The organism is Gillisia xinjiangensis, assembly GCF_046298265.1.
Taxonomy (GTDB): Bacteria; Bacteroidota; Bacteroidia; order Flavobacteriales; family Flavobacteriaceae; genus Gillisia; species Gillisia xinjiangensis.
Window position 1 is genome coordinate 313,852 of sequence record NZ_JBKAHK010000004.1, and the last position, 24,550, is coordinate 338,401.

Sequence of the window (24,550 nt, forward strand, 5' to 3'; positions counted from 1 at the left end):
TTTTAAAATGTATACAATTTGAAGGAACCCGAAAAAAAATTGGACTGGAAACACAGACTTCATGAAATAATTTATGAGGCAGATACCAGGATGGGAAGGGCATTTGACATCGTTCTACTCATCTTTATTTTATTCAGCATTGCTCTTGTAATGCTGGAAAGCGTTGCCGATTTGAACCGGACTTATTATATGGAATTCTATATTGCGGAATGGATCATTACCGCCATTTTCACGATAGAATATATCCTTAGGATCATTACCATTAACCGACCAAAAAAATATATTTTCAGCTTTTATGGTTTGGTAGACCTTCTTTCTACCCTTCCCTCCTACATCGCTATTATCTTTGGAGGACACAACATGCTTTTTGCGGTGCGCGCATTAAGACTCCTGCGAATATTCAGGATTTTAAAGATCACCCGGTATATTGGGGAATCGGATAAACTGATAAGAGCATTAAAAAACAGTCAGCCCAAAATTTTGGTATTTCTGTTCGCTGTAATCATTATTTCAATAATTATGGGCTCTGTAATGTTTCTTGTTGAAGGCCCCGAAAATGGGTTTACAAGTATTCCCTTGTCAATCTATTGGTGTATAGTAACGCTTACCACCGTAGGCTTTGGAGATATTCATCCTATTACCCCGCTGGGACAGTTTGTCGCTTCATTTATTATGATCATGGGGTACGGAATTATAGCGGTTCCTACGGGAATCGTTAGTGCCGAGATTACAAAGGGTGCGCATAAAGGAATTCCCCACAATACCCAGGTTTGCCCACATTGCAATGAAACCAAACACCTTGATAATGCCGAATTTTGCCATAACTGCGGAAACAGATTGAATGAAAAATAAATTTCTTATAAGCATCACCGGCCCTACCGCTATAGGAAAAACCGCTTTAAGTATACAGCTCGCAAAGGCTTTTAATACCGTAATACTCTCTGCAGATTCCCGCCAGTTTTATAAGGATATGAAAATAGGCACCGCAACACCTTCAGAGGAAGAACTCTTGGCAGCACCACATCATTTCATTCAGCATAAAAGTGTTGAAGATTCTTATTCGGTAGGAGATTTTGAACGGGAGGCATTGCTTAAAACCCAGGAATTATTTAAGCAGAAGGATATTCTTATAGTCGTTGGTGGCAGCGGACTTTATGTAAGGAGCCTGTTGGAAGGGCTGGATAGTTTTCCCGAAATAGACCCCAAAATACGCCTTCAGCTAAATGAACAATTTGAAAAAGAAGGCCTCGAGCCTTTAAAACTCCGTTTACAGGAACACGATCCCGAAGCGTATAAAAAGACAGATATTGATAATCCGCATCGGGTTATCCGGGCATTGGAAATTTGTCTGGGAACAGGAAAACCATATTCTTCTTTTTTAAATCAACAAAAACCAAAACGACCATTTCAAACAATCTCCATAGGACTTACGGCGCCAAGGGAAGAAATTTATGAACGCATCAATTTAAGGGTGGATGCTATGATGGCTGAAGGTCTTTTGGGAGAGGTGAAAAGCCTGTATCCAAAACGTGAACTCAATGCTTTAAATACGGTTGGATATAAGGAATTGTTTGCTTTTTTGGAAGGCAGGTTTAGCCTGGAAGAAGCCGTTGCCGAGATCAAAAAAAATACCCGCCGCTTTGCTAAACGACAGCTCACCTGGTTTAGAAAAGATAAAAATATACATTGGTTTGATTATAAAACTTCTTCGGAAGAAATCATCGCTTTTATAAAGGCAGAAATTGAAAAAACTCGACATTTTTGATTGATTCTTGAAAATATCAAATCACTCAATGATCACCCTTATAATTTTATTTCCCTGGTTCGTGGTCAAATGTAAGGTGTATACCGCTGTTTGAAGGGTGCCTAGATCCATATTATAAGGCTCACCCATAGGAAACTCGGCAGTAGTTATATATCTGCCACGATAATCAAAAACATCCACCTTTTCAATAATCCAACCGGTAGGGGCTTCAAAAGTAAAGGGACCGGGAGTTGGGTTTGGATATATAAATATATATTCGATTGGCGGTATAGATATTTGCTTACAATTTCCGGTAACATCTACATTCACCGTTTGAGTGGCAGAATTGCCGTTGGCATCTATTGCTGTAAATAAAACGGTATTTATTCCCAAATTTTCACAGCTAAAATCTAAAAGATCCAAACTAAATTCGGGAATTCCGCAATTATCGATGGTTCCATTGTCTACCATTTCGGGTGTGATGGTTGCAAATCCAAAGGAATCCAGGCTTATACTTATATTTTGGGTCTGGATCTCTGGGGGCAAAGCATCTTCAATAGTTACGTTTATAGTACAACTTCCGGAACCATCATTCCCTGTGTAATTCAATACTACCGGATTCTCACCTATATTGGTACAATCAAAACTTGATGTATTAAGAGTGAATTCACGATCGCCTGGATCGCCGGTATATAAATCTCCTGAGGAAAGCGTGGCCTGACCATTTGCATCCAACTGAATCGTGAAAAATTCTTTACATTCAAACGCTGCCTGCGGATCCTCTACCTCTACCTGAACCAAAACAGAACACGTTGAGGAATTGTTATTTTCATCGGTAACAGTTAAAGTTATCGTGTTGGAACCATCGTCTGAGGCTGTAAAAGTAGATTGGCTCAAAGAAAAACTAACATTCCCACAATTATCAAAAGATCCGGTATCAAGTTCCTCTCCTGTAATTGTCCGGCTTTCATCAGGGGCAAGTGTAATTTCGTAAGGCACTACAAGACAGCTAATTACCGGGGCAATAATATCCCCAACAGTTACTTCTAAAGGACAACTTCCCGTTTCAGCTCCTGTATAGCTCAGGGTGATAGTTTGGACACCTACATCTGCACAAGTGAAAGTGGATTTGCTGAGACTAAATTGTGTTCCCGTACCGTCACCCGTATATAAATCTCCTGCGGAAAGCGTGGCCTGACCATTTGCATCCAACTGAATCGTGAAAAATTCTTTACATTCAAACGCTGCCTGCGGATCCTCTACCTCTACCTGAACCAAAACAGAACATGTTGAGGAATTGTTATTTTCATCGGTAACAGTTAAAATTATGGTGTTGGAACCTTCGTCTGAGGCTGTAAAAGTAGATTGGCTTAAAGAAAAACTAACATTCCCACAATTATCAGAAGATCCGGTATCAAGTTCCTCTCCTGTAATTGTCCGGCTTTCATCCGGGGCAAGGGTAATTGTGTAAGGTGTTACAAGACAGCTAACTACCGGGGCAGTAGTATCCTCAACAGTTACTTCTACAATACAACTGTCAGTTTCTCCCGTATTTAAATTTGTAGCTTCAATTGTAATGCTATTGATTCCAATATCAGCACAGGTAAAAGATTGCTCGGCTACAGTGAATTCTATATTTGAAAGGTCCCCTTCAACAAATTCTGCCGTTGGAATTACAATATTATTACCTTCAAGTTTTACTAAATAATTACTTACACAATTAATATTGAATGGAGGATCTGGCTGAGTTAATATTAATTCTATCTCACATTCTTTTACTTCAAAATCATCACTAATTGTAAATACAATGGTTTGACTTGAACTTATTATAGTTCCCCTAGGTGGGTTTTGAACAATATTTTCTATACCGCAGTATGAAGTTACATCTACCAATGCCGTATAATCCGGTATTTCAAAATTGCCATCGGCAGCTGCTATTTCCTCTATTTGAGTTGAAGGACAATTAAAGTCCAATACTTTTCGGTTTATTACTTCGACTAATCTTTCACAAAAAACCGAACCTCTCTCATTTACAGTAGCTGTAAAAGTTATAAGAGTATCTTCAGAAATAGGAGTACCTTCTAATGGACTTTGGGTGATAACTGCATTTGGATTATTGGTACTAACCAAACCTGTAAAATCTGGAAGTGGCACCTCGCATTGCCCATTTAAATCTACCTGAAGCTCACTGTTAGCTGGGCATTCTATGGTTAATTGAATTACTGTTATGATTACAATACCTGGAATTTCAGATACTACTCCATCTGCATTTATTAATCTATATGTAAATCTATCTGTTCCTCCAGTTCTGGAAATTGCATCGTTAGGAGTGTAAACAAATGTACCGTCGCTATTTAAATTTAAAACCCCAAAGCCAACTTCATCTATAATTTCTATTTGAAAACCTGATGTATAGGTATCATTCTCTAATATCCCATCTATTGGATTATTATCTGCTATTAAAACTTCATATGCATTTACTGGATATGTATCATCTTTTAACACCGGGATAGGTGTAGTTTCAGAATCGTTAGGATTTACGGTGATAGTAAATGAACAAGTTTCAACATTTCCTGCTGCATCTTCTGCTGTATAAATAATTGTGGTTTCGCCCAATCGAAAGCTGCTTCCTGTGGCAGGACCATTCCGAGTCAATACCGGAGTGGAACAATTATCTGTTGGAATAGGAACTGTATAATTTACTTCTGTAGAGGTTGCACCTGCCGCCGCCGTGACGGTAATATCTGCAGGACAATTAAGTAAGGGTTTTATCAGATCAAAGGATGGGGTTCTTTTATAAATCTCTAAATCAAATTCCAATCGATCAGGAACATAACCTAAAATAAAATTCGGGGATCCAAATATTTTGGCATTATTGACATACATCTTGTCACAATTATTAAATGTAAGATCTATGGGAAAATCAATTTGATCTTTTATTGTGATTTTTAATTCTCTATTAGGATTGAATACCTTAATAGAAAATGCATTTGCCTTTTGACCTTCATCAATTTTTTTAGCGATAGCCTGAACCTGTGAAAGGGTAAGATCTTCAAAATTTATAAATTGACTAAAATCTATTCTACCATCATATTCAATAACATGAATAAAATCAAAATGATCAATAACAATGCTTCCGGGAGAAAGAATATTTGGCAGGGTAATATTTTGAAAAATAAGATCCTGATTATAAATTCGAACTGAAGGACTACCATTTCCTGCCTGACTCACGTAGATATTTTTTTGAGAATCTACCGCAATTCTATAAGGAGTATTAACATCGGCTGTAATAAGACCCGGAACTCCAGAGTTTTTATCATATATTCTTATACGGCTTAATTGATTACTCTCAGGCCCACTGTTTCCATCGTTAAACTCTGCTACATAAACATTCTCCTCATCAACATCAACCCCTAATGGCCTATAAAATGAAGTAAAAATGGTTCTGGAATTAATTAAAGTTCCTTCGGGGCTAAAAACCCATATTTTCCCATTATCTTCAAAGGTTTCACCTCCAGCAAAATAGTCTGCTATATAAATAAAGCCATTTTCATCTATTGCAATATCTAATGGACTATCCAAAGCAGATGCTGGAATAAAATTGGGATTTATTAAATTTCCAGAATTATCTCTTTTAGCTACACCTTTTCCAAAAGTGAGTAAATATACGTTTCCTTCAGGATCAGTTGCAATGGAGATTGTTATATCCTCTGAGTTTACCGAAGGAGGTATTATTTTAACATTGACAGTTGGTAAAGTCTTATTTTCTAACCATTGATACTCCGGTATAATCATTTCCGGATTCTGACCAACAACATTCCAGGAAGAAACAAATAATGTAAAGATAAAAATAACCCATAGGAATACCCTTCCAAAAAAATTGTGGAATGGTGTTTTTGAATATGTTTTACCAGTAATGGTACTGCTCATCCAATTGGGGGTTAAGGAACAAATATAATGTAGTTTTCCTTGAAATATTGCCCGCTAACTGTTAACATTTAAACACAAGAGAGCTGTATAAAGATCGATAACATATTGATTTTTAACGCGATATTCACCTCTTAAAGTAAATAACCCGTTAAAAAATATATTACTGTCCCTATACAGCCCTTTTGGAAACTGAACGCTTTAAATGTCCTTTATTCTTTAACTTCCTTATTTCTAACAACAAGTCTAAAACCTTCCCCGTGAATGTTAAGGATCTCCACATCCGGATCTTTTTTAAGGTATTTACGCAGCTTGGCGATGTAAACATCCATACTTCGGGAAGTGAAATAATTGTCGTCCCTCCAAATTTTGGTTAGTGCAAGCTCTCTTGGCATGAGATCATTTTCATGCAAAGCCAGCAAACGCAATAATTCATTCTCTTTTGGAGATAATTTTTGAGGTTCTTCATCTTTATAAGTCAAAAACCTAAGCTTTGAATTCAGGTGAAATCCGCCAACGATGAACTCAAACTGCTTACTGTCGGCAACGCTATCGGTAGCTTTACGCTGCATGATCGCTTTTATTTTCATCAAGAGCACTTCACTGTCAAAAGGTTTATTCAGGTAATCATCTGCCCCTACTTTATATCCTTTGAGTACATCTTCTTTCATCGCTTTTGCGGTTAGGAAGATAATAGGGATTTCCTCATTCTTTTCGCGAATTTCCTTAGCCAGTGTAAATCCGTCTTTGTAAGGCATCATCACATCCAGGATACAAAGATCAAAATCATCTTTTTTGAATTTCTCAAATCCTTCCATTCCATTTTTGGCGTGCGTAACATCATAGTCATTCATAGCCAAATAGTCTTTTAAGACAGTTCCAAAATTGGGATCGTCTTCAACCAGTAAAATCTTTTTGTTTTCAGTTTCCATATTCTAAGTTATTAATGGTAATTTAATTATAAAAGTACTTCCTTTTCCCTTTTCGCTTTCCACGGAAATAGTTCCGTGGTGGTCGTCCAGGATGCGTTTAACATAAGCCAGACCTAAGCCGTGACCTTTTACATTATGTATATCTCCCGTGTGCTCACGATAGAATTTTTCAAATATTTTTCGTTGTACTATCCTATTCATCCCCATTCCCTGATCTCTGATTTTCAACACTATTAAATTCTTAACATTTTCAGAATAGATATCAATTTTAGGGGGATCTTCAGAATATTTAATCGCATTGTCAAGCACATTTACCAGCACATTGGTCATATGATTTTGATTTGCCAGCACGGAAGATTTCAAAGCTCCAAAATGGGTTTTTATATACCCATTCCTGTCCTCTACAATCAACTCTACATGGCTCATCGCTTCCTCCACAAGTTCATGTAACTGCAGCCGTTCCTTTTTTAAGTCCAGTTCGTTTTTTTCCAGTTTTGATATCTGCAATACATTTTCTACCTGGGCGTTCATTCTTTTATTCTCATCCCTAATCATTTGCAGATAACGGGCAACTTTTTCCTTATCGCTAATTATTTTGGGGTTTTTAATGGCATCCAACGCTAAATTAATGGTTGCAATAGGTGTTTTAAACTCGTGGGTCATATTATTGATGAAATCGGTTTTGATCTGGGAAATCTGCCGCTGTTTGATCAATTGAGATAACGCACTTGAATAGGCTATTACAATAATAAGCGTAAAAATTATGGAGAGCAGCGCCATCAAAGTAACCGATGATAGCACCACTTTCTTTTTACCTGTGAAATTAACCAGCAATTGATAATCGCTGTCGCCGGTATTATTTATAAACAGCGGCACCGAATAGGTTGCCGGATAATCCGGGGAGAAATTATCTGAATGTACCTTAGTTGCCAATGAATTGCTGTAAACCGCATATTCAAATGCTGTATTAAGGTTATAATTTTGAAGCTCGGTTTTCAAATGTTCTTCAACTGCACTCTCCGAAAGTCTTTGATGAATTGGGATCCGGGAAGTATATTCCAGGATAAAAGAACGTAAAACATCTTTTTCCATCTCCTCCATTTGCATAAACCTGTTAAGCTTTTCTTCTGACGTAAGCACCGCTCCCTGGGTATTTCCTTTATTCAGAATCGACGATAACTTATCGTTTATAAGATCGGAGAACTGAAGGCTGTCCTGGGCAAAAACAAGGAAATCTGAAGTAATTTTATAATCGTCATCAGGGATCCCTTCAGATAACCTAGCAGATTTACCATCTTCCCCTTCCTGTTTCAAAAGAAAATATTCATTTAAAACCTTTTCATTTAAGAGAATGGCGGAATTGTCGGTATCGGTAAATTTATACCAAAACCTTTCCAACTCATTATTTTGGATATTTTCTGAAACATTCACAAGAACCTGTTTGGCATTATAGGAGAATTGCTCTTCCTTATCTTCCACCGTGCTTTTTATCCAATATCCCTGAACAAAAATAATCCCAATTAGCGATAGACTCATCAGCACAACCAGTAAAAGGAACAACTTTTTATTCATGGATCAAAAGTAATATTTTAACATTTAGAGCCTTATCTCTTTAACCAAATGTTAACAAAACATATCCTAATTTTTAATAGCTTTTAAGATAAATTCATGAATATTCTGCACCTGTTCTTTTGTAGAAGATAAATCATCGTTTTTTATTTCGAAATCGGCAAGAGTACGTTTTTTCTCATCACTCCATTGATGCTTCAATCTCGCTTCAATTTCTTTCACTGTACTTTGATCGCGTTTTTGAAGTCTTTGGATCCTGTTTTCCCTATCTGCAGTTACCAGTATTACCCAATCACAGCGGGATTGCCCACCTGTTTCAAGCAAAATAGCCGCTTCATAAATCACATAAGCCTTAGTTTGGGCATTTTTCCATTCCTCAAAATCCCGGGCTACAGCCGGATGAACTATCTTGTTTAGATTTTCAAGTTGTTCCTTCTTATTGAAAACTTTAGAAGCTATGTATTTTCTGTTAAGTTTTCCTTCGGAATATGCTTCTTTCCCAAAGACCTGGATAATTTGAGATTTAACTTCTGCAGAAGTATCCATTAGCCTCTTTCCGGCCTCATCGGCAATATAAACCGGAACTCCCAGTTCCCGGAAAAAACCGGCAACGGTGGTTTTTCCGCTTCCCATTCCGCCGGTAAGTCCAGCTACTTTCATATGTGGATATTTATTGTTTTTTATTGGTCATATCTATTCGCATATCTTCACCCGAGTTTGTATCGTGTTTCCATTATGCTCATTTCAAATGTTTATATTATTGTTTTTTATCGGTCCCCCGATGGCTATCTGGAGACATCCATAATAATCCCCCCCTGTGTATCTACTTGCCGTTATGGATGTTTCATCGTTTAATTATAAATTGTATCTTCTGTTCATTTAAACGCACATTGTTTACCAATTGTGGTTTCTTCACGATTTGCGCCAATAGATACCCGTCACTATTGCTGGCCTTTTGAAAATCGGCCACAACTTTGAAACCGGAAGGATTTATTTTATCATATTTTTGCAGACTTACCTGGTAAAAAACCGTCACCTCCTTTGGAAAGATCACTACATTCAAATTTTCAGGAACGTTGACAAGCTCTACGGGAATCACTGCTTTTCCTTCAGTAAACTTATCTGTTCGCAGGGAATAGTTAACCTCCTCCCTGTAAAAAGTAAGTCTCTTCAAATTTGCAGTATTCAGTTTAATACTCCCCTGAACATCCTTACTAATATTATTGATCCTTAAAGATCTTGTTTGAACCTTTTGAAGGGTATCCAGGATATTTTTTGGTCCGCTTATAGTGACCGAATCCGGTTCCAGCTTAATGCCTTCCAGGGCCGAATAACCTACAGAAAAGCTTAATTCAATATCGGGAACTATAGGGAGTTTTTTAACCATACGCTGCTCAAAATTTATCTTCAAATCTTCCTGAAGAAAATTCACATCCTCATAATCAATTTTTAGCTGCGTTAGGATTGCCTGCTTTTGTTTCTCAAGATCGTAGATAAGTTTATTGCCATCCTCGGTAGTTTCACTGATATCTATCGCCAGTTTTTTCGGGAAAATTTTTCTGAAAGCTATATTTATCCCATTATCCCGAAGCCTAAGCTCCAAACTGTTGGGGGAGTCTCCAAGGATGATTTTGTCTTTTGGAACATTGATATAGGTGATGGGAAATCCTACCACTTCCGAATATTGTTTTGAAAATTGAACGAAAATCCACACAAATGCCGAAAATGCCAGAAAAAACAAAAATGTTTTTAGTGGACCTTTTTTTATTAGGGGTTTACGCTGTTTTGTTTTGTCTTGCATCATTAAAAAATAGCTTCGGAAAAGCGATTTGAGGTTTTAGTTTTAGGAATTTTATTTTCCAAATGGCTTTTAAAAAGCCAGTGCCATATCCATAGAATTGAATAAAAGTAGCAACAATTGCTGCCAAACCAATATCAAAACTGTTATTTTTTACTGCAGCATCTGTTCCAATTATCAAAAAATACAGCAAATAACATAAAAAGAAAAAGGGAATCCCTAAAAGTAGCAAAATTAATGCAGCGGTCAATCCCAGGATAAAAAAGCTGGGAAACCAGTAGGTAATCTTACCAGATCCAGGATGCCAAAGGTTTAATACCGGGCGCACCATTCCAAATTTTCGCACCTGAACATAGAATTTTTCCCAGTCGATCCTGCGCTTATGAAAAACTACCGCATTTGGGATGAGCCGGGTTTCAAAACCCAGTTTTTCCAACCGAAGCGAAAGATCCGGATCTTCCCCGGGATGAATTTCACCAAACCCACCGGAAGCTTCAAAAGCCTTTTTTGATAATCCCATATTAAAACTCCGTGGCTGGAATTTACCCACCGCTTTTTTTCTGCCCCGAATTCCTCCCGTGGTTAAAAAGGAAGTCATCGCATAATTAATAGCTTTCTGTAAATTGGAGAATTCAGGATGTGCAGCATCTGGACCTCCAAAACAATCGGTGTAATGTTGAGACAGATAGGAATGTACTTCATGTAAATAATTCGGCGGTAACAAAACATCAGAATCCAGAATTAGAAAATAATTTCCCGCTGCCTTTTCCATTCCAAAATTCCTGGAATCTCCGGGACCGGAATTCGGCTTAAAATAATAACTGATCTGTAGCTTTTTTTGAAAATCCTTTATCACCTCTTCAGAAGAAAGCGTAGAGCCATCTTCTATGATCACGATCTCAAAGGAAGCTGGAAATTCCAGCTCCTGCATGCTTTGCAGCAATTCCCTGATCTCTTCCGGCCTGTTGTAAACCGGGATGATAAATGAATAATTTAATTGCATCTAGTCAGTCATAATCTCTAAATCAAAAAAAAACCTACTAAATCCTTTGAATCCAGCAGGTTATTTTTCTAGCTATAGAATTGGATCATTTCAATTCTACTACTCTGAATCTTTCATAAAAGTATCCATCACTTCCTGACTTACACCCATATTGGAAAAACCACCGTCGTTGTATAAATTCTGAAGAGTTACCCGTTTTGTAAGGTCGGAAAACAAGGTCAACGTATAATTTGCACAATCCATTGCGGTTGCATTTCCAAGAGGCGACATCTTATCTGCATAGGCTATAAATCCATCAAATCCTTTCACGCCTTGTCCGGCAGTGGTTGGCGTAGGAGATTGAGAAATTGTATTTACCCTTACTTTTTTATCTTTTCCGAAGAAATATCCAAAACTACGGGCAATAGACTCCAAATATGCTTTGTTGTCGGCCATATCGTTATAATCCGGGAATACGCGTTGTGCAGCCATGTAAGTTAGCGCTACAATACTTCCCCACTCATTCATCGCTTCCTTTTTGTAAAGCACCTGCATTGTTTTATGAAAAGAAACCGCAGATACGTCCCATCCTTTATGAGTGTAATCGTAATCCATATTGGTATAATGGTTTCCTTTTCTCACATTTACCGACATTCCTATGGAATGTAATACAAAATCCAGTTTTCCACCAAGAATCTCGGTCGCCTTTTCTACAAGGTTTTCCAAATCTTCAACACTGGTAGCATCTGCAGGAATGATCTCAGAATTTGTTTTTTTGGCAAGATCTTTAATATTTCCCATCCTCATAGCGATAGGTGCATTGGTAAGGACAAACTTCCCTCCTTCTTCATGCACGCGTTCGGCAGTTTTCCAGGCGATGGAATTTTCATCTAAAGCGCCAAAAATAATTCCTCTTTTTCCTTTTAGTAAATTGTATGACATGTGTTTTGGTTTTTTATAGTTGTAAAGGCCGTAAATATAACAAACTTGAATTTAATTAAGCAATGCCCTTGCGTGTGCCATCGCCGATTCACTTTTTGTATTTCCGCCAAGCATCAAGGCCAGTTCTTCAATTCGCTCCTCGGTTTCAAGTACCCTTATTTTAGTTATCGTGGTTTCTCCAATATCTTCCTTAAAAATCTTAAAGTGTTTACTTCCTTTCCCGGCTATTTGCGGCAAGTGCGTGATGGCGATCACCTGCATGGAATTCCCCATATTCTGAAGAATATCCCCCATTTTTTGAGCGATATCTCCGGAAACGCCGGTATCTATCTCATCAAAAATTATAGTTGGCAGGTTGCTCCTTGAAGCCAAAATACTTTTTACAGCAAGCATTATCCTGGAGAGTTCCCCTCCGGAAGCGGCTTTTTTAATCTCGGAAAAATTACCGCCTTTATTGGCCGATAAATACCAGGAAAGCTGATCCTGACCGTTGCTGAAGAATTCCTGCTGAAGTTTAAGGTCTATCTTTAACCTTGCATTTGGCATTCCCAGTTCATAAATAATGGTTTCAACTTCCTTTATGAATCCGGGAATAGCCTTTTCCCTGTTCTTATGTATTTTAACCGAAATTTCTTTCAGAGCGGTTTTATCTATTTCAATTTGTTTGATTACTTTTTCAAGATCGGCTTCAGCATTTTCTGTAAAGTCAACCTTTTCCTGAAGTTGAGCCATAATTCCAATAAGAGCATCTAAACCTTCCGCAGCATGTTTTTTCTGCAAATTATACAGCACCTGAAGCTTTGCATTTACCTCTTCCAGTTCTTTAGGATTAGCCTCTACCCTTTCCAGGGCATTTCCCAGCTCCTGTGAAATATCATCCAATTCTATAATAACGCTTTGCACGCGCTCCTGTAAGGCAGCGTAGGTGGTTGAAAAACCTGAAATTTTATTCAGGTTAAGTCTAACATCTTTTAATCCTGCCAGCGTCCCAATTTCCTCCTGTTCAATTTGGGTTACCGCATTTCCTAAATACTCGGTGAGGATTTCAACATTGTTAAGTTCCTCAAAACGCTCTTCCAGATCTTCCAGCATTCCCGATTTTAACCGGGCATCCTCAAGTTCTTTAAGCAGGAACAAATTATAATCGTGTTCCTTGATAGCTTTTGCCTGCGTTTCCTTTAATTGTACCAGCTGTTGTTGTAATTTTTTATAGGAACTCAGTTTCAACTGATATTCCTGGAGCAAATCGGCATTTCCGGATAGAGTATCCAGCACCTCAAACTGATATTGATTTTCACCCAGGCTAAGGGTTTGATGCTGCCCGTGAATATCTATAAGAAGATCTCCCAGTTTCACAAGAACAGGAAGTGTAACAGGAGTATCGTTGATAAAAGCACGGGATTTTCCGGAGGAAAGTATTTCCCTGCGAATAATTGATTGTGGTTCGTAATCGAGATCTTCAGCTTCAAAAAAATCTTTCAGCCTGTAGTTGGAAATATCAAAATACCCTTCGATAACACATTTATCCCTGGAAGAACGAATCGCGCTATAATCGGCACGTTTCCCAAGCAGTAACCCCATTGCGCCCAGCATGATGGATTTTCCGGCACCGGTTTCGCCCGTAATTATAGTAAATCCCTGACGGAGGTCGATCTTAATGTCCTCAATGAGAGCGTAATTTTTAATGGATAAAGCGGTTAGCAAGGTATATTGAATTTAAAGCTAAAGATACAAGAGAAATTCGTTCCAATCAAAACGGAAAGACCTAGAATTGGATCTTACGCCAATTTTCTGTGTACATTGGGGCAATACGGTTTAGTGTTTCTACCAGGCTTGAAATAGGAACCGATGGGCCTCCCCCAAATATTTGCTCAATTTCCTGTGCTTTCGCATCAAAAAACACCCGCATTAATAAAGAATTAGGTCGGGTATCGTTCAGCGAATTTAATTTTTCCAGGGAGTTTGCAACTGCTTTTTTTCCGGCTGCGGGATCTTTATGCATCAAATCCAAGCCTTGCCGGTGATACGTATAAACAACGTCCCTGTAAACCGCAAAGGCATTAGATAAAAGATCTGTGTTCAACCTGTACCTCGAACGCGCACCATCGGTTCCCCGCCAGCCGGGCATATTCCCCTGCTGCGCGGTTGAAACTATCCTATTTGCTTCCTGGTAATACTGAGTGCCTCCTTCCGGAGAAAAAGTGTCGGCATCTAAGCCCAAAATAGTATAAACATAAAAGGAAAGCACCGAAACCAGGTTCGAACTATAGGAGTTCTGACTGTAATTTAAGGGTTCAAATTCCCTGTAATTAAAACTGAACTGCACATCGTTGAAATTAAATACCGGGCTTATCATGGAAGAACCAAAAACCGGTCTTGAAGATTGCACCTGAATGGTTCCGCTAAATGTTTCATTCTCAAAACTGGTGATATTGATGAAAATGCTGCAGTTAATTCGTTCCTGATTTTGAAATTCATTATCTGTCCAACTGGTTTGATTGATCAATTCTGAAATAGAGCGTTCCAGGGTTTTAAAAACCTGCAGATTGGTTTGCCCGGTTTGCTCGGCATTTACTATGACCTCACAATTTAGTTCCTGCGCGTTCAGTGATGTTATTCCCAGGAAAAATGCAACTAAGAGTATGATCTTATTCATCTGGCATATTGATTATTTCGTTTAAAATATCCTTCGCGACTTCAGTTTTGGATTTCAATTCAAAATTCTTTACTGAGGTTTTTGTGATAATGCTAATTTTATTGGTGTCCTTTTTGAATCCAGCTCCTTCATCATTTAAGGAATTGAGCACTATAAAATCGAGGTTTTTTCGCTCCAGTTTCCCGGTCGCATTCTCGAGTTCATCAGTGGTTTCTAAAGCAAATCCTATCAATTTCTGATGTTTTTTAAGCTTACCCAGGGAAGCGAGTATATCTTTTGTAGGTTCCAGTTCTATAGACAAGGCCGAATCCTTCTTTTTCATTTTCTGGGCGGAAACAACTTTAGGTTTGTAATCTGAAACAGCCGCGGCAGCAATTACTATATCCACATTCTGGTAAAACCTGTGCACGGCATCATACATCTCCCCGGCACCAGTAACCCGTATCAATTCAATTTCAGGTAAATCTGTGTTCAAATGGGTTGGGCCGGTAATCAGGATAACCTGGGCACCTAATTTAGCTGATTCTATCGCGAGTTCAAAACCCATTTTTCCGCTGGAATGGTTTCCTATAAAACGCACAGGATCTATTGCTTCGTATGTTGGGCCGGCAGTGATTAGAATTTTTTTATTCTGAAGCGGCATTTTTTTCAATAAATGAGCTTCAATAAATTTCAGGATATTTTCCGGTTCGGCCATTCTTCCCGCTCCTGTAAGTCCGCTGGCGAGTTCCCCTGATTCTGCCGGAATCATCGTATTTCCAAAGGATTGAAGCGTTTCAAAACTTTTTTTGGTAGCCGGATGCTTGTACATATCCAAATCCATTGCGGGTGCAAAATATACCGGGCATTTTGCTGAAAGATAGGTTGCGAGAAGAAAATTATCGCTTGCCCCGGATGCCATTTTAGAAAGCGTATTGGCGGTAGCGGGGGCTATAAGCATAAAATCGGCCCAAAGGCCGAGTTCAACGTGATTGTTCCACATGGCATTTTCATCCTCATCCTTTGTGAAAGAAGAAATCACCTCGTTTTTGGAAAGCGTGGATAGCGTAAGTGGGGTTACAAAATCCTTTGCCGCCGGAGTTAGGATAACTTTCACCTGGGCTCCGGCTTTAATAAATAACCTAACAAGAAAGGCTGTTTTATAGGCAGCAATACCGGCGGTAATGCCTAATAGTATCCTCTTGCCCTTTAGCACGCTCATTATATTATATCTCGTCCTGAGTATCCTGCGTATTACGGTAGTAAATTTTATCCTCTAACCATTCCTGAACTGCAAGAGAATGAGGTTTAGGCAATTTTTCGTAGTATTTGGACACTTCGATTTGCTCTTTGTTCTCAAAAATCTCATCCAGACTATCGTTGTAAGTTGCAAATTCATCCAACTTTTCCAAAAGCTCTTTTTTGATTTCAGAATTGATTTGAGTCGCTCTTTTTGCAATTACCGCAATAGCCTCATAAATGTTATTTGTAGGGGCATCTACCTGATTCTTATCGATCGTGGTAGTGTTGATTGGTGCATTGATTCTTTTTAAATCCATCGTTGAGTTATGATTAAAAATTTTGTAGTCTTGATTCTAAGTCCCTGTTCAAAGCCTGAATTTGCTCGTAATAAGGACTTCCTTCTTTATAATACCTTATATAACTGTTATAAAAGGTTTTCGCGTCTGTCAAACGCTCCTTTATCAAAAATGCATAGCTGTTAACAGCCAATTCGTATGCGGCCGAAAATCTGTAAAAATATGCTTCTTCCCTGAAAGGTGATCCGGGGTAATCACTTAAAAAATTTGTAAAAGCAACAACTGCAGCTTTATAATTCTGCCCGGGAAGTCCTGCTTCCCCTTTATTATAATATTCCCACGCAATCTGGTAGGCTTTCTTCTCAAGTTTCACCCTTAGTTCTGTTGCCAGCTTATTGGCTTCCTCCAGGTTTTCACCATCGGGGTAACTATCTATATATTTTTGAAGCTCGGTAATAGCCTTATACGTTTCCGTTTGATCCAGATCATATCTTGGAGACAGAAAATAATAACTCTTTGCACTTTTAAAGGCGGCTTCTTCTATTTTATCACTATTGGGATATGCCTGCGTAAAACGCTCAAATTGATATCCGGCAAGGTAATCATCGCCCAATTGAAAATAGGTATCGGCAAAAAGGAAAGTCACCTTTTCTCCCTGTGGTTTTCCACGATATTGTGGAACGATTTGTTCAAATAACCTTAAGGCTTTCCGATATTTGGATTTACTGTTTTCCTCTTTAGCCTCGTCATAAAGCTTTTCAGCTGTTGAATATTTCAGGCCAACGTCCTCACTTTTTAATACTTTTTGATATTCCCCACAGGAAACAAGCATTAAAAGTACACCTAAAAATAATAAACTTTTTTTCATTCTTTGTAAAAACATCCTGCAAAAGTACTCTTTTATGTTAGATAATAAAAACTTTCGTTCATAGCAATCCCAATTTCTATTTCTTACGCCGGAGCAAGCTCCTGCGCTATTCCCAAAGGAATTTCCAGTATTTCAATATAATCTGGACTAAAATGCTTCAACGAATCTGCTCAGTTCCTTTTTTAATTTTTCTGAAGCTTTCATCAATGGTAGTCTCACAGCCTCTTCACATAAACCTTTGGAATGAAGCAGCGATTTTATACCGGCAGGATTTCCTTCAGAAAAGATCAAATCTATGGAAGGTGCAATTTTATAATGCAGTTTATAGGCTTCTTTCACTTTGCTTTCCAACCCAATTTTCACCATTTCAGAAAATTCGGCCGGGAATCCCTGTCCTATTACTGAAATCACTCCGTGTCCTCCTGCAAGTATCATTGGCAAAGTGATCATGTCATCGCCGGAAATAACCAGAAAACCTTCGGGGACCATAGCAATAAGTTTCATGGCCTGCACCATATCTCCTGCGGCTTCTTTTATTCCAATAATATTGTGAAAATCTTCCGCAAGTCTTTTTATAGTTGCTGGTAAGACATTGGAAGCTGTCCTTCCTGGTACATTATATATTATAATGGGTTTTGGGGATGCTTCCGAAAGGGCTTTGTAATGCTGATAAATTCCTTCCTGGGTTGGTTTATTGTAATACGGGGAAACCGATAGAACCGCTTCAAAAGCAGAAAGATCTTCATACGATAACTCCTCTACAAGAGCTGCGGTATTATTCCCGCCAATACCCAATACAAGCGGAAGTTGTGAATTGTTGGCCTTAATTACTGTATCAATAACCAGTTTTTTTTCAGCCTTGGTAAGCGTTGCAACCTCCGCGGTGGTACCTAACACCACCAAATAATTTATTCCATTTGCAATTTGATTTTTTACAAGTTTGGCAAGGCTTTCCTGGTCTACAGTGAGATCATTTTTAAACGGAGTTATGAGCGCTACCCCGGTGCCAATCAATTTATTCATTATTCGATTTTTTTAAATTTTTTATGTATTTCATCAATTCATCTACAAACAATTCATGATCATTATCCGCCTGAAGGATGATATCGTATAAAGCTTCATTCTTGCGATATCGTCCTACCTTAATTCCCGCCTTACAAAACGCGGTAATAAGATGAACTGCTGTATTGTTTTCTTCGGCAAAAGTAATAAGTAAATCAACAGGTTCTGAGGTAAATTTCTCCAAAGCTTCATTTTTTACCGAAGCTTTAATATCGATATCCCTTAACGAATAACGTTGTCCGGAATAATCCTGAATGCTTTGATGACTTTCAGCGTATAAAAGGGTTTTAAAATTTTTAGATTTTATATTTAGTTGATCCCTTAATTGTTCTAAAACTTCAAAAGCTTTTATATTTTTAAGATCGGCAATAATTCCGATGGATTTAACTGGAATTTTAAAATTTTCCTGTTCTCTTGCTTCTACAAGCCTCGAAATTTTTCTTTTCGCAACCGATAGTTTAATACCATTTCTAATCATATAAATTGTGTAATCCGCCGTAAAATTAGGGATTCTTAAAGTAAACGGAAAATAGAATTGAAAAAGTGTGCTATATCATATTTATAAGGTGCAACTTTTTTTCTTTGGTGATAAAAAACAAGACTGCAAATAAGGCAACTGCCAGTCTTAGAATAGCTTCTGCAACTTCCACGCTTGGATCCTGCATATAAAAAACCCCCATATCCCTAAGAACTTCAGCAAATATTAGAGCCAGAATAAGGGAAACAAAATAAACGGCTTTTTTGGAATAGGAATTTAAATAATAGATAAAACCAAAAATTCCAAGTATAAGTAAATTGATATAATAAAAAATGTAAATCCCGTAATCCAGGCCGCTGGAAAGATAAAACCTCAGGTCGAAAACGTGAATGCCCAGCAAATACGCATTTATTCCAACAATCAATGTGAAATAAAGCAACATATAATTACTCGCATTTTTCATTTCTATATATTTCACCGACTCCATAATAAGAGCGAGGTAAGCGATTGTTAAAAGGATTAAAGATACCTGATTAAAATACCAGGCTGTTTCGAAGATTCTTGCCAGAAAAGCCAAACCGGAAAATCCAATGAATATAAATAAATAGGTGTTGAACTTTTTATATTTCTTACGAAACATCCATACTGCGGTAAATAAAAAAATGATATAAATGATATTAACAACCCAAAACCAGGTAGAGAATATAGCCATAATGTCCATGATCATCAGGCATATAAAAGCTGTTATAAATCTAAATTTTGGTTTCATTGGGGGTATTAAAGGCTGTAAATATATTGGAACAAGGAAGAAAGACATTCATTATAATGTTAATATTATTAACAATTGTAAGAATTTACTTTTAGAAAGGTTTGGTTAAAATCTCTTTATATTTGCAATGCAAAAAAGTCCATAATGAAATTTAAAATTCTTATCTTTTCTTTACTTGCACTGAATTTTATCTCGTGCAAGACCGGAACCCTGGAACCCGCAGAAATTGAGGGGAAACGAATCGCGATAGACCAAAGCATCACGCCCGATTCCAGCATTGAAAACTTTATAAAACCATATTCCCAACATATCAATAAAACCCTGGACAGCGTTCTGGCATACAATCCAACCAATTTAAACAAGAACGATGGTGAATTGAATACAGCACTGGGAAACCTGATGGCCGACATCATCATGGCGCAGGTAAACCCGGTATTTAAAAGCAGAACTGGTAAAGAAATCAACCTTGTTTTACTAAACTACGGCGGTATAAGAGCTGCTGTAGGAAAAGGACCTGTGAACGCCAGAACCGCATATAGCCTTATGCCATTTGAGAACGAGGTGGTAATCGTTGAACTCACCGGGAATAAAATAAATGAAATGCTCTCTTATCTTGAAAGCAATAGAACTGCCCATCCTTTGAGCGGTATTCAGATTAGGGTAGATAAAAATTACAAGATCATTGAAGCCACCATAAACCAGGAAAAAATCGATCCTGAAAAATCATATTTTGTGGCAACCTCCGATTATCTTCAGCAGGGTGGAGATAATATGATCTTTTTTAAAGATCCGGTTAATTTATACAACATGAAGTATAAGATCCGGAATACAATTATAGATTATTTTCAAAAAGTGGATACCTTAAAGACCACAAGGGATAACCGGTATATCAAAATACAATAAAGGGCTATGCAAAGAAGGAATTTTATTCAACAAACCGCAGCTACAGGAGCATTTATTGGCCTTGGAGGCCTATCCCTTTCGTTTTCTAAAAATTATAAAAAACACATCACTATTCTGCATACCAATGATGTTCATAGTCATATAGAACCCTTAAGCCCAAATGACCCCCGGAATCCAAATATGGGCGGAGTGGCACGGCGGGCAACCTTAATTGATAATATCAGGAACGAAAATCCAAATACGCTTCTGCTGGATGCCGGAGATATTTTCCAGGGAACTCCTTTCTTTAATTTTTACGGGGGAGAACTGGAATTCAAATTGATGAGCAAATTGAAATACGATGCCTCCACCATTGGAAATCACGATTTCGATAATGGAATAGACGGCCTTTACGCCCAGCTTCCACACGCCGATTTCGATTTTATTTCCTCCAATTATGATTTCAGCAATACGGTGATGAGTGAGCACGTATTGCCACACAAAATCTTCAAAAAAGATGGAGTAAGGATTGGAATCTTCGGACTGGGAGTGGAATTAAAAGGTTTAGTGAATGCGTACCTTTATAAGGAAACAAAATATCTGGATCCGGTAGAGATCGCAACAGATATGAGCAGGATATTAAAAGAAGATAAAAAATGTGATATTGTGATCTGTCTTTCCCATCTTGGACACAGCTATAGATCAGATAAGATCTCTGATGTCAAACTGGCGGCAGCGACAGAAAATATAGACCTTATCATTGGGGGACATACTCATACATTTTTGGAAAAACCGGAAGTACACAGCAATAAAGTGGGTAAAAAAGTACTTATAAATCAGGTGGGTTGTTATGGCCTCTATTTGGGTCGAATAGATTTTTATCTGGATAAGGAAAATAATATTTCCGGGGATGGAAGAAGTATTTCTGTGTAAAGCTTCCACTGCAGGACTTTGCATTTAATAATATTAAAGGTTCTGTTTTATAACATTGTGGATTATTTTATAGATCTCAATTAAGAATTGCCGTTTTTGCTTCATTCCAAATTTAACCACAAAGTCACAAAGAAAAAACCACAGAGGACAAAAAGAAAAAATGATGATTTAAATTGAACCAAATAGATAATTATTTAGTTGAAAATTATAAAAGGGATTACTATACCAAAGAGCTGAATTGGAATAGCAAGGCTTTGTGTGCCATTTGTGGTTTAAGAAAGCACCATTCTACAATTTCCTAATACGGGGCCAACAAAATAATCAGCCACCTAATGTCCATTTCCAACGCCAAGGACTTCAATTACGCTCCTAACATTCCAAGAAATTCATCTTCACTAAGAATTTTTGTTCCCAGTTTTTCTGCTTTGGCGAGTTTACTTGGCCCCATATTTTCCCCGGCTACCAGGTAATTGGTTTTAGAAGAAATGGATGAGGAAACTTTCCCGCCGTTGTCTTCGATCATCTTTTTTAACTGATCTCTGGACAGCTTTTCAAAAACCCCCGATATCACAAAACTTTCTCCCTGTAATGTATCGGTTTGATTCGCAAGTTTTTCTGCGGAAATCTCCATCTTCACGCCATATTCCTTTAAGCGCCGAATGATCTCCTGATTTTCTTCGGAAGCAAAAAAGTCGGTAACGCTTTGAGCGATCCGTTCTCCTATTTCATCCACATTTATTAAATCTTCTTCCGAAGCTTTTGATAGTGCATCGATGTTTTTATAATGTCTGGACAGCTTTTTGGCTACAGTCTCTCCCACATACCTAATCCCCAATCCAAAAAGGACTCTGGGAAAAGGAATTTCCTTCGAATTCTCTATTCCCCGAATAAGATTCTCAGCCGATTTTTCTGCAATGCGTTCCAAAGGAAGGATATCTTCCTTGTTCAGCGAATAAAGATCGGCATAATTATGAATGAGACCTGCATTTACGAGCAGGGCCACGGTTTCTCCGCCCAGGCCTTCTATATCCATCGCTTTCCGTGAAATATAATGCTGGATACGACCAATGATTTGAGGTGGACAGCCATTATAATTAGGACAATAATGCTGGGCCTCTCCTTCATTCCGAATCAATTCTGTATCGCATTCGGGGCAATGAGTGATGTATTGTGTTTCTTCGGTTTTCGGGTCGCGTTTGCTAAAATCCACTCCTATTATCTTGGGAATGATCTCGCCTCCTTTTTCCACAAAAACCGTATCCCCTTCGCGGATATCCAGTTTTGCAATTTGATCGGCATTGTGCAGGGAAGCCCTTTTCACAACGGTCCCGGCCAGTTGAACGGGCTTAAGATTAGCAACCGGGGTAATTGCCCCGGTACGGCCAACCTGATAGGTTATTTTATTCAATTTTGTGGAAACCTGCTCTGCCTTGAATTTATAAGCCATTGCCCAACGGGGAGATTTGGCTGTAAACCCTAATTCCTCCTGTTGCCTGAAATTGTTAATCTTTACAACTACTCCATCTATTTCATAGGGAAGATCATGCCGGTGCTGCTCCCAATAATTCACAAAATCAAGCACCTCATCCACACTTTGCACCAAAGTTGCTTCTTTTGGGACTTTAAAACCCCATTCCCGGGCTTTCTGAAGGCTTTCAAAATGAGAATTTAACTGAAGGTTATCACCCGTGATCCCATAAAGCAAACAGTCCAGAGGTCTTTTTGCAACCTCAGCACTATCCTGTAATTTCAAACTTCCCGAAGCTGTATTACGAGGATTGGCATAAGGCTCCTCGCCCAGTTCTACACGTTCTGCGTTTAATTTTGCAAATCCTTCATAAGGCAAAACAATCTCGCCCCGGATATCAAATCGTTTGGGAACATCTCCTTTTAATAGAAGCGGAACAGATCGTATGGTTCTAACATTATGAGATACATCATCTCCCTGAGCACCATCTCCACGGGTCACGGCCTTCAAAAATTTTCCGTTTTCATAGGTTAAACTGATCGAGGCGCCGTCATATTTCAATTCACATGCAAATTCCACAGGTTCATCCACCAGCTTCATCACACGCTTTTCCCAGTCTTCCAGCTCTTCTTTTGAATAAGAATTGGAAAGCGAATACATGGGATGATCGTGTACTACCGTTCTAAAGCTTTTGGTAACCTCCCCCCCAACCCGCTGCGAAGGGGAATTAGGATCAAAGAATTCAGGATGTTTTTTCTCAAGTTCCTGTAATTCCTTCAGCTTCATATCAAACTCGTAATCACTTATTACGGGTTTATCAAGCACATAATAATTGTAATTATGTTCGCTAAGTTCTTTGCGGAGTTGATTTATTCTGTCTTCTATATCCATTCAGAAGGGAGGGTTGAAAAATTGGTTTTTAATCCCTCATTGAGGGTTTAATTTCCGAGGCCTGCCCGAAATATATTTCATTCAGGCGGGCTTGCCTCGAATTTTTAAAGTATTTTTCTCCCGAATTATCGGGACATACCTCCTATGCTTGCCCGGAGGTTCTTGATTGTTGATCTAAATTTAAACTCTATTTAACTTTTACCAATTCCACATCAAAAACCAAGGTTGTATTTGGAGGAATTACCCCACCGGCGCCACGCTCTCCGTATGCCAGGTGCGAAGGTATTACGAATCTTGCCTGACCGCCTTCATACAATAATTGAATTCCTTCATCCCAACCTGCGATCACATGGCCTTCTCCCAATGGAAAATCTATAGGCTGATTTCTTTTATAGGAAGAATCAAACACGGTACCGTCTGGCAACATTCCTTTGTAATGTACCGAAACGGTTTTCCCTTTTTCTGCTTTGGCACCTGTTCCTTTTTCCTCGATCTTATAACGTAGCCCACTGGAAGTTTTTTCAAATCCCTGTGAAATTTCCCCAAGCATTTCCTCCTGCTGTTTTTCTGCTGCAGCTTCTCTTTCAGCTTTTGCTCCGCTAAAAGAACGAAATGCTTCAACCGCATTAAATTTTTTGGCATCTTCCCCTTCACGGATGATCTCCAGCTTTTCCAATCTATCTCCCTGGGCGATTTTATTCACCACATCCTGACCTTCAACTACTTCTCCAAAAACAGTGTGTTTCCCATCGAGCCAGGGCGTTGCGATATGAGTGATAAAAAACTGACTTCCGTTGGTTCCCGGACCTGCATTGGCCATGGATAATATTCCGGGTTTGTCATGGGTTAAGTCGGGATGAATCTCATCTTCAAAGTTATATCCCGGGCCTCCGGTACCATTCCCTTTTGGATCTCCTCCCTGAATCATGAAATCGGGAATTACGCGGTGAAATTTTAATCCGTCATAATAGCGTTTTCCCTGCGGAATCGCTTTATTTTCGATATTCCCTTCTGCCAGTCCAACAAAGTTTCCTACCGTTCCAGGTGTTTTCTCATATTTAAGTTCTACAAGAATTTCCCCTTTTGATGTGTGAAATTTTGCGTATAATCCGTCTTGCATGTCTATAATTTT

21 protein-coding genes are annotated in these 24,550 nt (G+C 38.4%); 4 read left to right on the forward strand and 17 right to left on the reverse strand.

Annotated features, from left to right (window positions below; genetic code table 11):
• Positions 1–18 precede the first annotated feature (18 nt).
• Entirely contained in the window at positions 19–852 is an 834-nt protein-coding gene (locus ACKGJN_RS08880) for an ion transporter (protein WP_409539132.1), read from the forward strand.
• Positions 842–1,765, forward strand: a complete 924-nt coding sequence (miaA, locus tag ACKGJN_RS08885) for a tRNA (adenosine(37)-N6)-dimethylallyltransferase MiaA (RefSeq protein WP_409539133.1) — start codon at positions 842–844, stop codon at positions 1,763–1,765. Before ACKGJN_RS08880 ends, miaA begins: the two co-directional genes overlap by 11 nt.
• A 21-nt stretch (positions 1,766–1,786) precedes the next feature.
• Here miaA and ACKGJN_RS08890 read toward each other — a convergent pair whose 3' ends face one another.
• The 15 genes from ACKGJN_RS08890 to ACKGJN_RS08960 form a co-directional block, all read right to left on the reverse strand.
• On the reverse strand, positions 1,787–5,674 hold the full coding sequence (locus ACKGJN_RS08890; RefSeq protein WP_409539134.1) for an HYR domain-containing protein: 3,888 nt from the start codon (positions 5,672–5,674) through the stop codon (positions 1,787–1,789).
• 209 nt (positions 5,675–5,883) lie between these two features.
• Positions 5,884–6,603, reverse strand: a complete 720-nt coding sequence (locus ACKGJN_RS08895) for a response regulator transcription factor (RefSeq protein ID WP_409539135.1) — start codon at positions 6,601–6,603, stop codon at positions 5,884–5,886.
• Positions 6,604–6,606: 3 nt separating this feature from the next.
• Positions 6,607–8,175 carry a sensor histidine kinase gene (locus ACKGJN_RS08900; protein WP_409539136.1) on the reverse strand — a complete coding sequence of 523 codons (1,569 nt, stop codon included), beginning with the start codon at positions 8,173–8,175 and terminating at the stop codon, positions 6,607–6,609.
• Positions 8,176–8,241: 66 nt separating this feature from the next.
• On the reverse strand, positions 8,242–8,832 hold the full coding sequence (gene coaE / locus ACKGJN_RS08905) for a dephospho-CoA kinase (RefSeq protein WP_409539137.1): 591 nt from the start codon (positions 8,830–8,832) through the stop codon (positions 8,242–8,244).
• Positions 8,833–9,016: 184 nt separating this feature from the next.
• Positions 9,017–9,976 carry a CdaR family protein gene (locus ACKGJN_RS08910; RefSeq protein WP_409539138.1) on the reverse strand — a complete coding sequence of 320 codons (960 nt, stop codon included), beginning with the start codon at positions 9,974–9,976 and terminating at the stop codon, positions 9,017–9,019.
• Positions 9,948–10,973 (reverse strand): glycosyltransferase family 2 protein, encoded by a 1,026-nt coding sequence (locus tag ACKGJN_RS08915; RefSeq protein ID WP_409539139.1) that lies wholly within the window; start codon positions 10,971–10,973, stop codon positions 9,948–9,950. Before ACKGJN_RS08915 ends, ACKGJN_RS08910 begins: the two co-directional genes overlap by 29 nt.
• A gap of 99 nt (positions 10,974–11,072) precedes the next feature.
• The gene (locus ACKGJN_RS08920) at positions 11,073–11,894 is read right to left on the reverse strand and encodes an enoyl-ACP reductase FabI (protein ID WP_409539140.1); all 822 of its coding nucleotides are present in this window, start codon (positions 11,892–11,894) and stop codon (positions 11,073–11,075) included.
• Positions 11,895–11,945: 51 nt separating this feature from the next.
• On the reverse strand, positions 11,946–13,598 hold the full coding sequence (recN, locus tag ACKGJN_RS08925) for a DNA repair protein RecN (protein ID WP_409539141.1): 1,653 nt from the start codon (positions 13,596–13,598) through the stop codon (positions 11,946–11,948).
• Between the two features lie 61 nt (positions 13,599–13,659).
• Positions 13,660–14,550 (reverse strand): type IX secretion system protein PorD, encoded by an 891-nt coding sequence (gene porD / locus ACKGJN_RS08930; RefSeq protein WP_409539142.1) that lies wholly within the window; start codon positions 14,548–14,550, stop codon positions 13,660–13,662.
• Positions 14,543–15,751: a bifunctional phosphopantothenoylcysteine decarboxylase/phosphopantothenate--cysteine ligase CoaBC gene (gene coaBC, locus ACKGJN_RS08935; RefSeq protein WP_409539143.1), complete on the reverse strand. Its 1,209-nt coding sequence runs from the start codon at positions 15,749–15,751 to the stop codon at positions 14,543–14,545. The genes porD and coaBC overlap by 8 nt, the downstream gene beginning before the upstream one ends.
• 4 nt (positions 15,752–15,755) lie before the next feature.
• Positions 15,756–16,088, reverse strand: a complete 333-nt coding sequence (locus tag ACKGJN_RS08940; protein WP_409539144.1) for a DNA-directed RNA polymerase subunit omega — start codon at positions 16,086–16,088, stop codon at positions 15,756–15,758.
• A gap of 13 nt (positions 16,089–16,101) precedes the next feature.
• Positions 16,102–16,950, reverse strand: a complete 849-nt coding sequence (locus tag ACKGJN_RS08945; RefSeq protein WP_409539145.1) for an outer membrane protein assembly factor BamD — start codon at positions 16,948–16,950, stop codon at positions 16,102–16,104.
• 132 nt (positions 16,951–17,082) lie between these two features.
• Positions 17,083–17,958 carry a 4-hydroxy-tetrahydrodipicolinate synthase gene (gene dapA, locus ACKGJN_RS08950; protein WP_409539146.1) on the reverse strand — a complete coding sequence of 292 codons (876 nt, stop codon included), beginning with the start codon at positions 17,956–17,958 and terminating at the stop codon, positions 17,083–17,085.
• Positions 17,951–18,475, reverse strand: coding sequence for a DUF6913 domain-containing protein (locus ACKGJN_RS08955; protein WP_409539147.1), 525 nt, complete (start codon positions 18,473–18,475; stop codon positions 17,951–17,953). The genes dapA and ACKGJN_RS08955 overlap by 8 nt, the downstream gene beginning before the upstream one ends.
• A 70-nt stretch (positions 18,476–18,545) precedes the next feature.
• The gene (locus ACKGJN_RS08960) at positions 18,546–19,244 is read right to left on the reverse strand and encodes a hypothetical protein (RefSeq protein WP_409539148.1); all 699 of its coding nucleotides are present in this window, start codon (positions 19,242–19,244) and stop codon (positions 18,546–18,548) included.
• A 144-nt stretch (positions 19,245–19,388) separates the two neighbouring features.
• Here ACKGJN_RS08960 and ACKGJN_RS08965 point away from each other — a divergent pair, with 144 nt between their 5' ends.
• Together ACKGJN_RS08965 and ACKGJN_RS08970 are read left to right on the forward strand one after the other, a co-directional pair.
• Positions 19,389–20,147, forward strand: coding sequence for a 5'-nucleotidase C-terminal domain-containing protein (locus ACKGJN_RS08965; protein WP_409539149.1), 759 nt, complete (start codon positions 19,389–19,391; stop codon positions 20,145–20,147).
• Between the two features lie 6 nt (positions 20,148–20,153).
• Positions 20,154–21,059 carry a bifunctional metallophosphatase/5'-nucleotidase gene (locus tag ACKGJN_RS08970; protein WP_409539150.1) on the forward strand — a complete coding sequence of 302 codons (906 nt, stop codon included), beginning with the start codon at positions 20,154–20,156 and terminating at the stop codon, positions 21,057–21,059.
• A gap of 361 nt (positions 21,060–21,420) precedes the next feature.
• Here the strand turns inward: ACKGJN_RS08970 and ligA are convergent, their stop codons facing one another.
• Positions 21,421–23,418, reverse strand: coding sequence for an NAD-dependent DNA ligase LigA (ligA, locus tag ACKGJN_RS08975; RefSeq protein WP_409539151.1), 1,998 nt, complete (start codon positions 23,416–23,418; stop codon positions 21,421–21,423).
• A 187-nt stretch (positions 23,419–23,605) separates the two neighbouring features.
• Entirely contained in the window at positions 23,606–24,538 is a 933-nt protein-coding gene (locus tag ACKGJN_RS08980; RefSeq protein ID WP_409539152.1) for a peptidylprolyl isomerase, read from the reverse strand.
• Positions 24,539–24,550 lie beyond the last annotated feature (12 nt).

Coding starts and splice junctions, on each gene's coding strand:
- miaA (WP_409539133.1), top strand. CDS start 842: ATGAAAAATAAATTTCTTATAAGCATCACCGGCCCTACCGCTATAGGA.
- ACKGJN_RS08890 (WP_409539134.1), bottom strand. CDS start 5,674: ATGAGCAGTACCATTACTGGTAAAACATATTCAAAAACACCATTCCAC.
- ACKGJN_RS08895 (WP_409539135.1), bottom strand. CDS start 6,603: ATGGAAACTGAAAACAAAAAGATTTTACTGGTTGAAGACGATCCCAAT.
- ACKGJN_RS08900 (WP_409539136.1), bottom strand. CDS start 8,175: ATGAATAAAAAGTTGTTCCTTTTACTGGTTGTGCTGATGAGTCTATCG.
- coaE (WP_409539137.1), bottom strand. CDS start 8,832: ATGAAAGTAGCTGGACTTACCGGCGGAATGGGAAGCGGAAAAACCACC.
- ACKGJN_RS08910 (WP_409539138.1), bottom strand. CDS start 9,976: ATGATGCAAGACAAAACAAAACAGCGTAAACCCCTAATAAAAAAAGGT.
- ACKGJN_RS08915 (WP_409539139.1), bottom strand. CDS start 10,973: ATGCAATTAAATTATTCATTTATCATCCCGGTTTACAACAGGCCGGAA.
- ACKGJN_RS08920 (WP_409539140.1), bottom strand. CDS start 11,894: ATGTCATACAATTTACTAAAAGGAAAAAGAGGAATTATTTTTGGCGCT.
- porD (WP_409539142.1), bottom strand. CDS start 14,550: ATGAATAAGATCATACTCTTAGTTGCATTTTTCCTGGGAATAACATCA.
- coaBC (WP_409539143.1), bottom strand. CDS start 15,751: ATGAGCGTGCTAAAGGGCAAGAGGATACTATTAGGCATTACCGCCGGT.
- ACKGJN_RS08940 (WP_409539144.1), bottom strand. CDS start 16,088: ATGGATTTAAAAAGAATCAATGCACCAATCAACACTACCACGATCGAT.
- ACKGJN_RS08945 (WP_409539145.1), bottom strand. CDS start 16,950: ATGTTTTTACAAAGAATGAAAAAAAGTTTATTATTTTTAGGTGTACTT.
- dapA (WP_409539146.1), bottom strand. CDS start 17,958: ATGAATAAATTGATTGGCACCGGGGTAGCGCTCATAACTCCGTTTAAA.
- ACKGJN_RS08955 (WP_409539147.1), bottom strand. CDS start 18,475: ATGATTAGAAATGGTATTAAACTATCGGTTGCGAAAAGAAAAATTTCG.
- ACKGJN_RS08960 (WP_409539148.1), bottom strand. CDS start 19,244: ATGAAACCAAAATTTAGATTTATAACAGCTTTTATATGCCTGATGATC.
- ACKGJN_RS08965 (WP_409539149.1), top strand. CDS start 19,389: ATGAAATTTAAAATTCTTATCTTTTCTTTACTTGCACTGAATTTTATC.
- ACKGJN_RS08970 (WP_409539150.1), top strand. CDS start 20,154: ATGCAAAGAAGGAATTTTATTCAACAAACCGCAGCTACAGGAGCATTT.
- ligA (WP_409539151.1), bottom strand. CDS start 23,418: ATGGATATAGAAGACAGAATAAATCAACTCCGCAAAGAACTTAGCGAA.
- ACKGJN_RS08980 (WP_409539152.1), bottom strand. CDS start 24,538: ATGCAAGACGGATTATACGCAAAATTTCACACATCAAAAGGGGAAATT.